We start from the raw sequence: 14,338 nt of genomic DNA, 5'->3' as shown, positions 1-14,338 counted from the left end.
GACTGCATGGATGCAGGAGATAGAGCAACGCAGGAGCAGTTGCCGGGAGTGACTGACAACTTAGCCAGAAATATATGATTTCATTTGGTTAACTACTTACCACCACGGAGCATTTGTTACTGTCAGGGATCAATGTTGTATAGACGTCAGGGGTGAATCATTTTGGTGATGAAAGCAACCAGTGAAGATTAGTCACTCTGCGGGTGAGTATTTTCATCAATGCTATCAAGGTCAATTATTGATTTGTCAGCAATGAGTCTTTTCAGTCCCGGAGAGGTAGGAAGGTGGTCGATCTGCTCTGCAAATTCCAGCCGGTTTCTTAATGCCAGTTTTGACAGGTCTTGCAGCAAGAGAGGAGTGGGGTTACAGCCTTTGTTATAGGCGACTGAGATTTCTGCGTCCCCCCAAACAGAGGAGACAGCCAGGAAAACGGTTTTATGTTTTAGCCCAGAAAACGCGTCTCCCAAATATTTCTCGTTGGTTTTGAAGCCGATGGTTCCTGTATTCATATCTATTATGCAGCTTATTTTGCTGGGTGCAGTAAATACCCCATCCGCTTTGTCTTTGGGGTAATTGCCCATGGTTTGGCCGTTATGAATCAGTTTATTGTTTTTTATGTCCCAGCCCCAGGAGGACTCTGTGCTACCAAGAAGATTGGTATAAAAGATTTCATTTTTAGGGGTTCCTGCCAGTGCAACCCCAATCACTGCATAAGATCCTCGCATCTTTGTCGGCCATTCAACATCCAGAATATGTATGCCTTTTGAAAAGCCGGTATCTGACATGGCAAGGTCGGTACTCTGGAAAACAGGTTCACGATGTAATTTTGATGGCACCCCATCGTTGATGCGAATATTGTGACTGCTTTTGTTCGGATCCCAGGTGGTGCAGATAGAGACGCAGGTATACTTATTTCTTTTCATGCCTTCCAGACGCATGCCTGTAGGGCTGCACTTGGGCAATGGAACCATTTGCCTGACACTCCTTCCTTCCCGGGTGTTTCCGGTTGCTGCCTGTTGTCGGCAGGGAGACACTGTTTCCTGTCGGTGGTTATGTTCTGCTGAGGCCGGTGGACTGGTTTGAGAAGGGATATCTGGCAAACGCTTTGGCCAACACGGCAGACAATGTGAAAAAAGACTTTTCAGGTTCATGAATTGATTCTTGCAGTTGCAAATTACTTAACAGTTAGACAGCTTTAGAATGAAAAAGTTCTTATTCTTACTGCTATAGGAGAAAATGGTGTAAGTGATGAACGTGAATGATTACTTATTTCTGTTCATAAAGACGCTCTATAAAATACTCCCTTGTGATTAAGGCGCAGAAGGAGTTGACCCCTTGCTATCGGCTTCGGCAACTTATCGGCGGGTGTGGCATTTTGCCTGGCCTGCCATTATTTCCAATATTTCGGTACCGCTGCTGGGGCTGGTGGATGCGGCTGTTCTTGGTCATCTCTCTGCACCGGAATATCTGGGTGGTGTTGCCGTTGCGGCAACCCTGTTCAGCATGCTTTTCTGGGCTTTCGGTTTTCTGAGAATGGGGACCACCGGGCTGGTTGCCCAGGCAAAGGGCCGCAATGACCGTTATGCCCTGAGAAAGTGGCTGTTACAGTCGGTGGTTTTTGCGGTTCTCACAGGCTTGCTGCTGATTCTCTGCTCCCCGTTGATTTTACAATTGGCGTTGCCTTTATTTGCCGCCAGTGATGTGGTGGCTAGGCAGGCTGAAATCTACTTTCAGATCCGGATATTTTCAGCACCAGCCGTATTGGTTAACTATGCGTTGATTGGTTGGCTGATAGGAATGCAAATGCCGAAGGGGCCGTTGTTTATCCTGGTTGTGGGTAATGCCGTTAATATTGTGCTGGACCTGTTGCTGGTCCTTGGTTTGGGCTGGGCAACTCAGGGTGCCGCCATGGCAACGGTGATTGCTGACTATCTGGCACTGGCTCTTGGGTTGTTGCTGGTGAGGCGGATTCTGGCCGGTGATGATGGCCAGTTCAGTGCTGACATGGTGTTTGATATGGCTGCGTTTCGTCGGCTGATCATGCTGAATCGTCACCTGTTTGTCCGTACCTTGTGTCTGTTAGCTGTACAGGCATTTTTTACCGCCCGGGGCGCTCGCCTGGGGGATGAGGTGCTCGCTGCCAATGCGCTGCTGATGAATCTGATGGTGCTGATTTCCAATGGCCTGGATGGATTCGCACACGCAGCTGAAGCCCTGACCGGTGAGTCCATTGGCAAAGGTGATCGCCGACAGTTTCATCAGGTAGTGCGGGTAACCGGCTGGTGTTCCCTGATCTGTGGCGGGCTGTTCTGTCTGTTGCTTGGCCTTGGGGGGAAGGCTTTGCTGGGTTGGTTGACCAATATCCCGGAGGTTGCAGAACAAGCGTCTGTTTACCTGCCCTGGCTGGTAGCCATGCCGCTGATTGCTGTTTGGTGTTTCTGGTTGGATGGCGTCTTTATCGGCGCGGTCAGAACCGATATGATGCAGAGCACGATGCTGATCGCCACGGTTCTGGTGTTTCTCCCGGTCTGGTTCCTGTTTCGTGATATGGGAAATCAGGGCCTGTGGCTTGCTTACACGGTTTTTATGGCCGCCCGGGGCCTGGGACTGATCTGGGTGTATCGCCATTTTAGTAACAACGATGTCTGGTTTGCAGCCCGACATGACCTTTTATGAGGAGCTGGTTTGAAAGACTGGTTTAACGTTTGATGTCAGACATGTTGCTTGAAGAGAACGCTGGCACTATTGAAGTACAGCATGAGCTGGATACCTGTGGCCTGTTCTGTCCGGAGCCGGTGATGCTGCTGCATAATAAAATCAGGGATATGGCTTCCGGTGAGGTGGTTCGGGTATTGGCGACTGACCCTTCCACGAAACGTGATATCCCCAAATTCTGTAATTTTCTGGAGCACCAGCTTCTTCAGCATCAAGAGACGGATGCTGTTTTTTCTTACTGGATCAGAAAGAAAAAGGTGGAACTGGTTTAAGTGCCCCTTGAAAATATCAAAGGGCACCACGGAATCGGATAGGCTTAAGCCATTGCCGTCAGATCTTCAGGCAATGGTGCCAGGCTATTAATCAGCGCGTCAGCAGCACTGCTGGCGGCGGATTTTGCGCCGCCTTGATAATGCTCTCTAACCATTGCATCACTGCGCTCCAGACCCATTGCAAGGGCAGTGCTGTCTGAGAGTGCTGGATTGTCTGCCTGCGCCTGTGTTTTCAGTGACAAAATCTGGGCAGCTTTCAAGTAAGACTTCAGGTGTTTCTCCGTGTGGTGCGTGATGATTGAAGCCAGCACCATTGCTTTTGTGGTCATCTCAGATACAGGGTGGGATAACGCCTGAATTAATTGCTCCATTTGGTCTTCTGGAACGTTGCCCTGTAAAGCGCGGGTCAGGTTTTCCTTATTGGTGAAATGCTGTTCTAAATCACTGGATTTATTCAGAAGTTCTTCTCTTGCCTGGCTGAAAATCTCAGGATTAGGGTATTTGAAATGAGCAGAAAAAGTGGCCAGGTCTCCAGCTGTTTCAAGCTTCAGTTTCATAATTTGTGCCTCGATACGGCCTATATCGCCACCTGATGTTATCTGATTCTTTAACAGCATCAGTGCATCTTTAACGCGTTGCTGCTTATCTTCCTGAAACCACGCTTCGATTTGCTGTTCTGCAAAGCCCTGCCGTTCAATGCCCATGCAATAAGAACCTGACTCGGACTTGATCTGATTATCTTCCCTTGAAATGGCTCCCAGATCTCTTTCCAGTGCTTCTAGTGTGGGTTCTTCACTTGTTGCACCTGATGGATCCTCAAGCAGAAGGACTTTTTTGAAAATATTATTTTGAATGTTACAAACTTGCTGAAGTTTTGAAATACCCTCAATACTGGCAAGATTACACTGGGCCAGAGCAAGAGCCGCGAAATTACGATTATCCTGCTCTATGCAGCGGTCACTGTCGTCAGCGTTATGAGAAGGGGCAATACCCCTGAAAAGATCAAAGATTGCATCTATCACGTAAAGGTTATCGCTTAACAGGCTCTCTGCCTTTTTTAATCGGTCTGAAAAAACATCCTGGAGTGTTTGAAGTTCCGGGTTTACGGCGGCTTTCTCAGTCTGGGTATTTTCTGTGGTACTGACAGGTGATTTCGCCCCTGTTAATGGAGTTGGTATGAGTTGCGCAGAAGATGAAATCATTGTTGGTTCTCCTCAAATATATGGCATTAATTGGTGCGAGAATTTCTATTTGATTGTTTGCATGCAGAACAATGCTGTGAGTATGACCAGTCAGACATTAATTAGTTCCGGCTGAGTTTTTGCAGGAAGAAGCCACTTCTCAGAGATGATGTACCATTGCTATATGCTGCAAGCACCGCAGCAGGGGTAACTTTTCGTCCCTGCAATGGCTTGTTGCCCCAAAAAGCATCCTCAAGACATTGGCCAATAAATACTGCGATTTGACCTGAAAATGATTATCAGGTTCCACTCATGGTGTGTCAGGGTGAGCTGAAGCTTATATATTGACTTGCAAAGACTGCGCATCCATCAGGAGAATCACTGATAAAGGCATTTTCTCGTTTAAACAGTAAACAATCCAGTACACTGTCTTCGGAGCGGCATTGTTCAAACCATGAGCCTAAAGCCTTACGCAGATTGCTGCCTTCAGGAAAATTCTTAAGGTATTCCAGTACCTGATCTTTATGGATCTGTCGTTCATTAACAGGCTGGCCGGTGATACAGCAGTGTGCCAGGAAGAAAAAATGGATTTGAGATTTCTGAAATGAGCACCTGAGGGTTTGGATGGATTGCCATACCTGTGCTGCCGACACTTTTTGATGGTCAATTGGTAGTTCAAGCTGCATAGCTATGAATTGCAGAATACATTGCAGGCGACGTTGCTCTTCTTTGACCGGTACGCTGTTTAAGATTTGCCAGGCCTGGTGAATGATCTCCTGAGCCTCTTTGATGGCATTGTACCGTTGAGATTGAACCAACCTTTGTATCAGGTATTCGGCTTGCTTTAACGAATAATTCCCGAGGGCTTTATTAAACGCTGATAATACTTTCTGGTTATCCAGATAGCTGCCATTCAATGCTCTTTCATTCAATGCCAGCAGAGCATAAAAAATAGCGCTTTCGAACAACCAGCCACCGCGTTGAAAGTCCTTGACCACCGCATCCGGTGTAACCGGCTGGCCAGCTAATGGAAGGCCTTTCAGGCAGCATTCCGCTTTGAAGCGCACTAACCCCAGTTTGCCTTCCGGATTATCCGGGAAAGCCGTAACGACCAGATCCGGGATGAGCTGCTCGCCATTTAACGGCAGGCTCCTGAGACAGCAATCTGCTTTGAAGCGCGCTATGCCCAGTTTACCTTCCGGGCTATTCGGGAAACCCTGAACCACCTCATCCGGTGTGACCTGCCTGCCATTCAACGGCACGCCTCTCAGGCAGCATTCTGCTTTAAAGTGCGTTAACCCCAGTTTGCCTTCCGGGCTATCCGGGAACTTCTTGACCACCGCCTCCGGTGTAACCCGCCGACCACTTAACGCCAGACCCTTCAGGCAACATTCTGCGCTAAAGCGTGCTATCTCAAGTTTGCCTTCCGGGCTATCCGGGAAAGCCTTAACCACTGCCTCCGGGGAGACCAGCCGACCATTTAGCGTCAGCCCCTTCAGGCAACATTGCTCTTTAAAGCGCGCCAGCGCCATTGTTGCTCTGGCTGTCTGATAACCCTGAACTACCGCCTCCGGTGTGACTGGCAGGCCATTGAGCATCAGGCCCCTCAGGCAACATTCCGCTTTGAAGAATGCCAGCCCCAGCGTGCTTTTCGGACTATCGGGGAAATCCCTGGCCGCCTCATCCGGCGTGACCTGTCGGCCATTCAACAACAGGTTCTTCAGGCAGCATGTGGTTTTGAAGCGTGCTCTTGCCAATTTGCCTTCCTGAGTATCCGGGAAACCCTTAAGCACCAGGTCCGGAGTGACCTGTCGACCATTCAACTGCAGGCCTGCCAGACAACATTGTTCCTGAAAGCGCGCAAGCTCCAGGGTTGCTCTGGCTGCCTGATAATCCTTGACTACCGTTTCCGGCGTGACCGGCTGGCCATTCAACGAAAGGTTTTTCAGGCAACATTCCGCTTTGAAGCGAGCTATTCCCAGTTTGCCTTTCGGGCTATCAGGGTAAGCCCCGGCCACTTCATCCGGCGTGACCGGCAGGCCATTGAGCAACAGGCCCCTCAGACAACATTGTTTTTTGAAGAGCGCGAGCTCCAGTATTGCTTTAACTGCCTGATAATCATTGACTACCTCATCCGGCGTGATCGGCTGGCCATTTAACGAAAGGCCCCTGAGGCAGCATTCCGCTTTGAAGCGTGCGGGCTCCAATATTGCTCTGGTTGCACGATAATCCCTGGCTACCGTATCCGGTGTCACCTGCTGGCCATTCAATGGCAGCCCCTCCAGGCAACATTCCTCTTTGAAGCGCGCTATCCCCAGCCTGCCTTCCGGACTATCCGGGAAACCCTTGACCACCGCATCCGGTGAGATCTGCTGGCCATTCAACGCCAGGTTTTTCAGACAACAGTCTGCTTTGAAGCGCGCCAGCTCCAGTGTTGCCCCGACAGCCAGATATTCCCTGACCACCCTATCTGGTGCGACCTGCTGGTGGTTTAACGGAAGGCCTTTCAGGCAACATTCCGCTTTGAAGCGCGCCAGCTCCAGTGGTGTCCTCGCCGCCTGATAATCCATAACCACCTCATCCGGTGTCACCAGCTGGCCATTTAGCGGCAGTTTTTGCAGGCAACATTCCGCTTTGAAGCGGGCCAGCTCCAGTGGTGTACCGGCTGCCAGAAAATCCTTAACCACTGCATCCGGTGTGATCTGCTGGCCATTCAATGGCAGACCTTTGAGGCAGCAGTGTTGCTTAAAGTGCGCTAGTTCCAGTATTGCCCTGATCGCCTGAAAATCCTTAACCACCTCAGCTGGTGTGACCTGCTGGCCATTTAACGGAAGGTCCCTCAGGCAACATTCCCCCTTGAAGCGCGCCAGCTCCAGTTTTGCCCTGATTGCCTGATAATCCCTGGCCACCGCATCCGGTGTGACTTGCTGTCCGCACAACGGCAGGCCCCTCAGGCAACATTCTGCTTTGAAGCGCGCTATCCCGAGCCTGCCTTCCGGACTGTCCGGAAAAGCCTTGACCACCGAATCCGGCGTGACCTTCTGGCCGAACAATGCCAGGTCCTGCAGACAGCAATGTTGCCTGAAGCGTGCCAGCTCCAATGCTGCCCCGATTGCCCGAAAATTCTGAACCACCGTTTCCGGTGTTACCCGCTGACCATTCAACAGCAGGCCGTTCAGGCAACATTCCGATTTGAAGCGTGCTATCGCTAGTTTGTACTTATGATTTCGACCTGGCTTGCGGTTGAATTCCCGAATGACCTGGTCCGGGGTGACTTTTTTATCATCATAAAGAATGTTCTTTAAGCAGAGTTTTAGCAGGAAGAAACCACCTCTAAGCGATGTGGTGTCTCTTCCATAGGCTGTGAGCACATCAGCCGGGGTGATTTGGCGTCCTTGTAATGTTTTTTTTTCCCAGAAGGCATCTTCAGTACATTTGCCATGATCCGGGGGGGGAGCTGTGCCTCTACTGTAAGATGGATGGTTTTCAACTTTTTTACCGTTAAAGGCCCTTCCGGGGTGGTCACTAAACCGGCTTGAGCCAACAGGTCGGTTATAAAGGCCCGCAGGTTTTGGGTGGGATCTGGTTGATGCTGTGGCTGGCAAAATAAACCCTTCACAACAAGACAATAAATACCATCATTGGACTTCAAAATAGCGGTTAGGTTCCGTTTACGGTGTATCAGGGCAAGCCGGAAACATGGGACAAGACCCGTTCCTGATTGCATGGCAATCATCTTGCGTAACCAGAAATTTTCGGAAGTGGAACTTTTTTCTGGGCCCGGGCTCAAAACAACCCGGAATAAAAGACAAAGGTTGACTTATGCATCAAGCCGCTGATGTTTCGCTCCAGCTAAAATCATTTATTCTTAATCCTCAAATAGAGGATTCAGATATTCCATTTGCTTTTTTCGGTTTCAGGAAGGTGCATGTGCAGGAAGTACGTAACCAACCGGATACCTGTCATTTGGCGGCACTTCCTGACAAAGCACTGGAACTCATTGCCCGGCAGTTGAGTTTTTCTGATTTCGTCAATTTCAGTGCGACGCATACACGCCATGTGTCGTGCCTCCGGTCAGATTCCCTGATTAAAGAAATTTTTGACCGCGATACATCCATGACATTGCTGCTTGTGGAAAGGGCGAACAACAAAGCGAAATGTTACCTGGGCTGCCAGCGATGGAATGATCAGCGGCTCACACCGGAGGCAGTGATCGAGGCTTTTCCGGATTGTCCACAAAGCAAGATGGGGATACTGCACTTCAAGGCAAAATGCTGCCTGAGAGGCACGCTGTTGGATGGTCGGCCGGTCACCCCGGAAGCAGTGGTTGAGGCTTTTCCGGACACTCCGGAAGGCCATCTGGCGCTGGCCCTCTTTAAAGTGGACTGTCGCAAGATGGAGTTGTCGCTGTATGGCCAGCCGGTCACCCGGGAAATGGTGGTGGAGGCTTTCCCGGATACTCCGGAAGGCCAGCTGGAGCTGGTGCACTACAAAGTAAAATGCTGCCTGAGAGAGGAGTCGCTTTATGGCCAGCCGGTCACCCCGGAAGAAGTGGTTGAGGCTTTCCCGAATACTCCGAAAGGCAAGGTGAGGAGAGCGGGCTTCATAGAGGGATGTTGCCTGAGGGGCCTGCCGTTGTATGGCGAGCCGGTGACACCGGATGCGGTGGTCAAGGCTTACACGGATTGTCCGGATGGCAAGATTATGATAGCGCGCTTCAAAGGGGAATGTTACCTGCATGGCCTGACGTTGAAGGCGGTTTGAGCAAGTTTGTAGTAGCGGTAGTGAGCAAACTTACACAACCGGCCTTCAAGTGAGGCGCGGGGCCGGATTACAGCGTTTTATGCCGCCACACTGTGCACTGGGCAACCGAATGCTGATATTTCCGGGCTGTTTCCCTGATCACAAACGGGAGATCGAGGGGGGGGCGTACCTCTTCAAAATGTTTGCTCAACGCTCTTTGCAGTCCGGTATAGGTGTCCAGGGCTTCACCATTTTCACGGATGCCTCCAAGCCAGTTCTGCCGGGGCGTATACTCTTCCAGCCAGGTATAGGGCGAAGTGATCACGAGGATGCCGCCGGGGCGTATGCGCTCATGGATAATGTCCAGAAATTGCGCGGGGTTATTCAGGCGATCAATCAGGTTACCGGCAAAAACAAGATCATAGTCGTTAAACATGGGTTTCAGGTTGCAGGCATCCCCCTGGGTAAAGCGGATACGGCTGGTATCGATATCATCCAGCCCCATCTCCGTGGTATCGGCAATAAAGTAATCACCCAGTTCGCCTTCTGTGGTCAGGTGGTAGCGTATTTTCCCCCGCTCCTGCAACTCGGCCGCCGCAGAAATGAATCGGGCAGAGAAGTCGATGCCGTCCACATGTTGAAACCAGCGGGCCAGTTCAAAGCTGGTGCGTCCCACTGAACAGCCCAGGTCCAGTGCCCGTGTTCGGGGTGTCTCGCCACTGACTTCATGGCAGAGGCGGGCACAGGCTTTGGGGTAGTTGGGTACATCAAAGTAAGACTCCCCAAAATGGAACGACAGATATTGGGCAACCAGGGCATCGCTCTCATAAGGGTTGCTGGAGGTATTGGTCATGGCACTGGACTCTACGTAACGGAAACCGGCATGCTGGAAGAAGTGGCGGCGAAAGGCGTAGCGGGATTCTTTAATAGCGTAGTTGCCGGTTGATATCCAGCAACCTCCTTTAATCAGGTTGTGTCGTCCATCAAAGGTCGGGGTTGAGAAATCATCGTAGCAGGGGTGGACACGGAAGCCTTCATAACCGTCAATGGGGGTGGTGGTCCATTGCCAGACATTCCCGATAATGTCATATAGTTCTCCGGTTCTGAAGTGGTCAACCGGGCAAGATGAAGACCAGTATTCGAGATTGATATTTCCGGGGGCTTTATCCCACCAGGGCTGGTCAGTACTGATGGTCTCCCTTAGGTGGTACCATTCGGCTTCACTGGGCAGCTGAATCTGTTTGCCGGTCACTTCTGACTTCCAGCGACAAAAGGCCTGGGCTTCATGACAGTTGACGTCTACCGGCCAGTTCCAGGGCATATCGATCTCTGCCAGCATGGTGCGGTAGCGATAACTGTCCCCATCGGGGATCCAGAATTCGGGGTGGCGCACTTTACCATCCGTGTTGCTGAACGTGTTCCAGGCCCAGCCTTCATCCGTCCACCAGCGTTCATTGTCATAACCACCGGCATCAATAAAGGCTTTAAACTCCTGATTGCTCACCAGGTATTCGCTGGCTTTGAAGGGGGCCACCTCAACCTCGCAGCGGCCATATTCATTGTCCCAGCCGTAGAGCGAAGCATCGTAATCTTTACCCAGGCGAAGTGATCCTCCGGGCATCTCAATCAGGCGGTTGTCCGGTGCTGACCCTGTGTCTGGACAGTGTTGCCAGTAACTGTGTGGCTTGACGCAGGCGATTGGCAGCTGGCGAATCAGTACTGATGAGGTTTCCAGGTGAATGCGTTCATGTTCAATGCCCATCAGAATGATCCAGGCCTGACTCTCCCAGTTGATGGGTATCTCCAGTGGCATGTTCCGGATAAAACCGGAAACCAGTGCCCTGACTTTACTGCGGTAGTCGCGGACCTGTTGCACGGTTGGCCATTGGTAATTGTTGTCGTCCAGATCATCCCAGGACATTTCATCCACACCAATGGCAACGGTGGACTCAATATAAGGGTCAACTCGTTCCGAGATCAGTTTTGCGGTTATCAGTTTGTTCACAAAAAAAGCGGCAGTGTGCCCGTAATAGAAAATCAACGGGTGACGAAGGGGTATTGCCTTTTTGTACCAGGCTTCCTGGCAGGCCAGGGTTGCAAACAGCAGCTCATATTGATCAAACGTCTGGTGGAAATAATTTAATAACTCCTGTCGTTTGTTCTCAGGGCTGCCGTCATTTAGAACTATAGTTCGTGTTATTTTTTTTGGATGATCGTCCGGGGTGACACTGTGGTCTATTTGACTCGCAGTATTCTCAGCCACGTTTCCTCTCCTGAATGTTGGTGTGTGGGGCGTTGAGCAATCAGTTAGCCGTCAGCAGAACCAGCACTAAACAGTATGGTGTGCTTCATTAAAGAGAAACAGCATATCCATGACTTATTGCTGTTAAACGATAGTGTACGGAGCAAATGAAATAGGTGATCATACTTCCTGATTTGTCTTGCTACTCCCTTCAGGCTCCCGGTACATGGTTTCAATGAGTTTGACGTGCACAATCTTCGTTCACGCTGAGCGGAGTCGAAGGGTGCTTGGCACGATCTATCAGAGTCCGAAGTTTTCGCCCTTCTTGCCGGTGTGGATAGTTTGCCTATACAAGATGCTGTCATTGCACAAGATGCCTGATGATAAATTGTGGGAGTATTGCTGCCTAGGAGCCTGTCCGAGAATAGCGCCCGTAGCGAGGATGGCAGAAAATTGAGGATAAAAAGTCGGAAATTTTTAGTGAATAGTGGTTCTATTTGCTAAAAATTTCCGACTTTTTAGACTAATTTGCTGCCACCGCAGTAGGGTAGTCTATTCTCGGACAGGCTCCTAGCAATCATCCAGATTTTATGTGGACAATGTTGTGGATAAGCCGTTAGGTGATCAGGGAGAGCATCAGGTCAGACAGCTTTACTGATATCGACTGTTTTTTGACCACTCTCGCAGCAGCTAACCCAGTCAGAAAAGGTGCTCTATATTCTTGCACAACAACTTTCCGAGGCTGCGTAACAAGTTGCCCGAAAATTTTTCCAATATCAAACAATTTTGGACAAGCTTTTTCTCTACCTCACTCCCGGGCAGGCTCAAGACCCCATTGAGCGAGAGAAAGCACTGCAGGCACTGGATCCCATACAAAGCGACAGCGGTGTAGTGATTCCCGATAACGTCATTATTGAGTTGATCGAAGCGGCCAGATCGGGCACCGCTGACTATGATGCCCTTCGCCAGCGAATGGACAAGGCCATCAGCAAAGTGATCCTGAGCCAGACCATGACCACGGATGATGGCAGCAGCCGCAGTCAGGCAGAAGTACATCAGGAGGTTCAGGAAGCAGTTATCAATTGGTTAGTTATTCTATTCGAAAGCATATGATTTAGTGCTTATGTATGAGGAACTATTCCTAGCATACCCTGTCCTATAAATCGAATATTTAATTTAAAGCGGTAAATTATGAATGTATCTAATTTAAGTAACGCTTCAAGCTTACCGCCTGCCTATGAAGCTGTTATGGCAGAGACATTAGGTCCAGAGGTTAGCCGATTTATTGAATCCAAAGGTGGATATGCCACGGAATTACAGAGCAAAAATTTGCTCGATTATTTGATCAAGGCACATAATGCCCGGCACAGTCAAAACTACTGCTTATCTCGCGGATCAGTGACTCAAGAGACTTCTTCTGGCAGTGTATCAGTTGCAGAGAAGACGCGACAGAAAATACAACAGAAATATCCAGATATGGATAGCAAAATTGCTGAAATTTCAAGTTGTATATCCCATGGTAGGGACGTGTTGAAAGAGGTTACACGAAGAAACTTGATCTTTTTGCGTAATCTTGTTGAAACATATGTTCAGCAGGAGTTAATTAACGTAAACAACAAATGTGACCGTTTTAAGGATCTTGATCCGTACGCTTCTAACGCATGTCTGAATGTTGATGATTATCGAGCAGCGGATAACCCAAAGAATGCAAAAGAACTATTAATGGATGATTTAGATATTCCTTCTTTTCGTTGCGGGGATAATCAGGCTAAAGCGAGAATAGAAGCCTTATTCAAAGCAGCTCTTGGTATCGAACTATCATAATTGGCCGCTTTTATCCTCCTTATCATTCACGAAGCTTGTTTTAAATGGCTGTGACCTGACTTAATCGCCGGGTCAACAATTTCAGTTATTCGAGTGCTGAAGCCGTTTTAATATTTACTTTTTGTCATAGTAAGCTGGGGCCAAGTCTTTCATTGTGCGGATATCTTTACTTATCACTAAAACGTCAATTGTTGTCCATAATGAAGGACCTGACCCTGATTTTTGACACTGGTTTTTTTTGATCTGTTCAAATTAACCAAGATAATCATAGATTACTCGACACTGTTATTAGCCCCTCACTTTTCATCAGCCAACCTGCGAAAGCCCCCATTATTAATTACCAAAAGCCGAAGCCCGGTAAACCCAGAGAGGTTGAGCCGCCAGAAGTCAGCCTGTAGGCACCGGACGCTACTTCCGAGGTTGATCTACCACTAACGATTTCAGAGATAGCATAAGTAGTGGGGTGAATGGAGCAAACATTACCGATGCTTGGCGATGGAGGAGAAGAGTACAGTCCTGGCTGTGACTGAACTGGTGCTGTGCGGATGGAACCAGTTCCCGAGTAAGGCGGAGGTGGTTCTGACAGGAACCGAACAGACTCTGTAGGGTTGCAACCAATTCCCGGGTAAGGCGGAGGTTCAGCCGATAGTGGTTCCTGTTTATGTTGCTGCCCAACTGCAAGAGGGGCCAGTTCGGTGGAGGTGGTGATTTCTCGATCACGAAGCTTAATGTAATCGCAGTCATCGGAGCAGCAATTTACACAAAGACACACGGAGAAAGAAAAGCAAACGCCAACAGACAGGCCGCCGAAGACACCAATGACAGTGCTGCCAATTGTGCCTGCAGTATTATAGCCTACAACACCACCAATAGCAGCACCTCCACCGGCAGCCAACGGTGTAGTGATGCGACACGCAAAGCGATCTTGTTTAATTCGCTCACAATTAAGGGTGTAGTCACATAACCGGTGAGCCGTTGGTTGTGCTGTCACCGTTGAAGACACAGCATTAGAGATAGTCATATACCTTATTATCCTCAGATTATTTGTTACTTACGATCCATAATTTTTATTAGCAATAATTTTGGCTGCTGACAGACAAAATATCCGACTTAATTATTCCCAAAAAGTTCCTTATGAATTACCACACTAAAAGATAATTTCCTGTGGCGAAAGATCAGGTTGTTTTTCTCGGAATTCTGAACAGAAGTTAATTGCAGCTTTGAAAAAAAACTGACCAATACATCATTATCAATTATGCCCGTGAGGTTTTCGGTCAGGAGCCCGGTGGCCATATCTCTCCTGCAGGTGCTTATCACAAACCATCGGATTCTTTTCTGGTCATTGATGTAGCCCCGGCAAA

The 14,338-nt window shown here is 49.2% G+C and carries 11 protein-coding genes; 6 read left to right on the top strand and 5 right to left on the bottom strand.

Annotated elements, in window-relative coordinates:
* Positions 1-188: 188 nt before the first annotated feature.
* Entirely contained in the window at positions 189-1,151 is a 963-nt protein-coding gene (locus tag ACO6V1_RS18850) for an SPRY domain-containing protein (protein ID WP_422468030.1), read from the bottom strand.
* Positions 1,152-1,335: 184 nt separating this feature from the next.
* Between ACO6V1_RS18850 and ACO6V1_RS18845 the strand changes: the two genes are divergently transcribed.
* Both ACO6V1_RS18845 and tusA read left to right on the top strand, forming a co-directional pair.
* On the top strand, positions 1,336-2,676 hold the full coding sequence (locus ACO6V1_RS18845; protein WP_422468028.1) for an MATE family efflux transporter: 1,341 nt from the start codon (positions 1,336-1,338) through the stop codon (positions 2,674-2,676).
* A 32-nt stretch (positions 2,677-2,708) separates the two neighbouring features.
* Positions 2,709-2,987 carry a sulfurtransferase TusA gene (gene tusA, locus ACO6V1_RS18840; protein WP_422450883.1) on the top strand — a complete coding sequence of 93 codons (279 nt, stop codon included), beginning with the start codon at positions 2,709-2,711 and terminating at the stop codon, positions 2,985-2,987.
* A gap of 44 nt (positions 2,988-3,031) precedes the next feature.
* Here the strand turns inward: tusA and ACO6V1_RS18835 are convergent, their stop codons facing one another.
* Both ACO6V1_RS18835 and ACO6V1_RS18830 read right to left on the bottom strand, forming a co-directional pair.
* The gene (locus tag ACO6V1_RS18835; RefSeq protein ID WP_422450885.1) at positions 3,032-4,189 is read right to left on the bottom strand and encodes a hypothetical protein; all 1,158 of its coding nucleotides are present in this window, start codon (positions 4,187-4,189) and stop codon (positions 3,032-3,034) included.
* A 299-nt stretch (positions 4,190-4,488) separates the two neighbouring features.
* A complete protein-coding gene (locus tag ACO6V1_RS18830) occupies positions 4,489-7,773 on the bottom strand; it encodes a hypothetical protein (RefSeq protein WP_422468026.1) in 3,285 nt (1,094 codons plus the stop codon).
* 217 nt (positions 7,774-7,990) lie between these two features.
* Between ACO6V1_RS18830 and ACO6V1_RS18825 the strand changes: the two genes are divergently transcribed.
* Positions 7,991-8,932: a hypothetical protein gene (locus ACO6V1_RS18825; protein ID WP_422450888.1), complete on the top strand. Its 942-nt coding sequence runs from the start codon at positions 7,991-7,993 to the stop codon at positions 8,930-8,932.
* A 67-nt stretch (positions 8,933-8,999) separates the two neighbouring features.
* Here ACO6V1_RS18825 and ovoA read toward each other — a convergent pair whose 3' ends face one another.
* Complete coding sequence (gene ovoA, locus ACO6V1_RS18820; protein ID WP_422468024.1) at positions 9,000-11,174, bottom strand: 5-histidylcysteine sulfoxide synthase; 2,175 nt, start codon at positions 11,172-11,174, stop codon at positions 9,000-9,002.
* A gap of 765 nt (positions 11,175-11,939) precedes the next feature.
* Here ovoA and ACO6V1_RS18815 point away from each other — a divergent pair.
* Both ACO6V1_RS18815 and ACO6V1_RS18810 read left to right on the top strand, forming a co-directional pair.
* Positions 11,940-12,266, top strand: coding sequence for a phage portal protein family protein (locus tag ACO6V1_RS18815; RefSeq protein ID WP_422450890.1), 327 nt, complete (start codon positions 11,940-11,942; stop codon positions 12,264-12,266).
* Between the two features lie 78 nt (positions 12,267-12,344).
* Positions 12,345-12,977 (top strand): hypothetical protein, encoded by a 633-nt coding sequence (locus tag ACO6V1_RS18810; RefSeq protein ID WP_422450891.1) that lies wholly within the window; start codon positions 12,345-12,347, stop codon positions 12,975-12,977.
* Positions 12,978-13,314: 337 nt separating this feature from the next.
* Here the strand turns inward: ACO6V1_RS18810 and ACO6V1_RS18805 are convergent, their stop codons facing one another.
* Positions 13,315-13,998: a hypothetical protein gene (locus ACO6V1_RS18805; protein WP_422468022.1), complete on the bottom strand. Its 684-nt coding sequence runs from the start codon at positions 13,996-13,998 to the stop codon at positions 13,315-13,317.
* 221 nt (positions 13,999-14,219) lie between these two features.
* On the opposite strand from ACO6V1_RS18805, the gene ACO6V1_RS18800 reads away from it, so the two are divergent.
* Positions 14,220-14,338, top strand: a 119-nt coding sequence (locus ACO6V1_RS18800; protein ID WP_422468032.1) for a phytochelatin synthase family protein, incomplete at its 3' end; no start/stop codon positions are given.

This window comes from Endozoicomonas sp. ALC013, from assembly GCF_049310205.1.
Lineage (GTDB): Bacteria > Pseudomonadota > Gammaproteobacteria > Pseudomonadales > Endozoicomonadaceae > Endozoicomonas.
The sequence above is the reverse complement of the archived record's forward strand: the minus strand, read 5'-3'. Positions and strand labels throughout refer to the sequence as shown.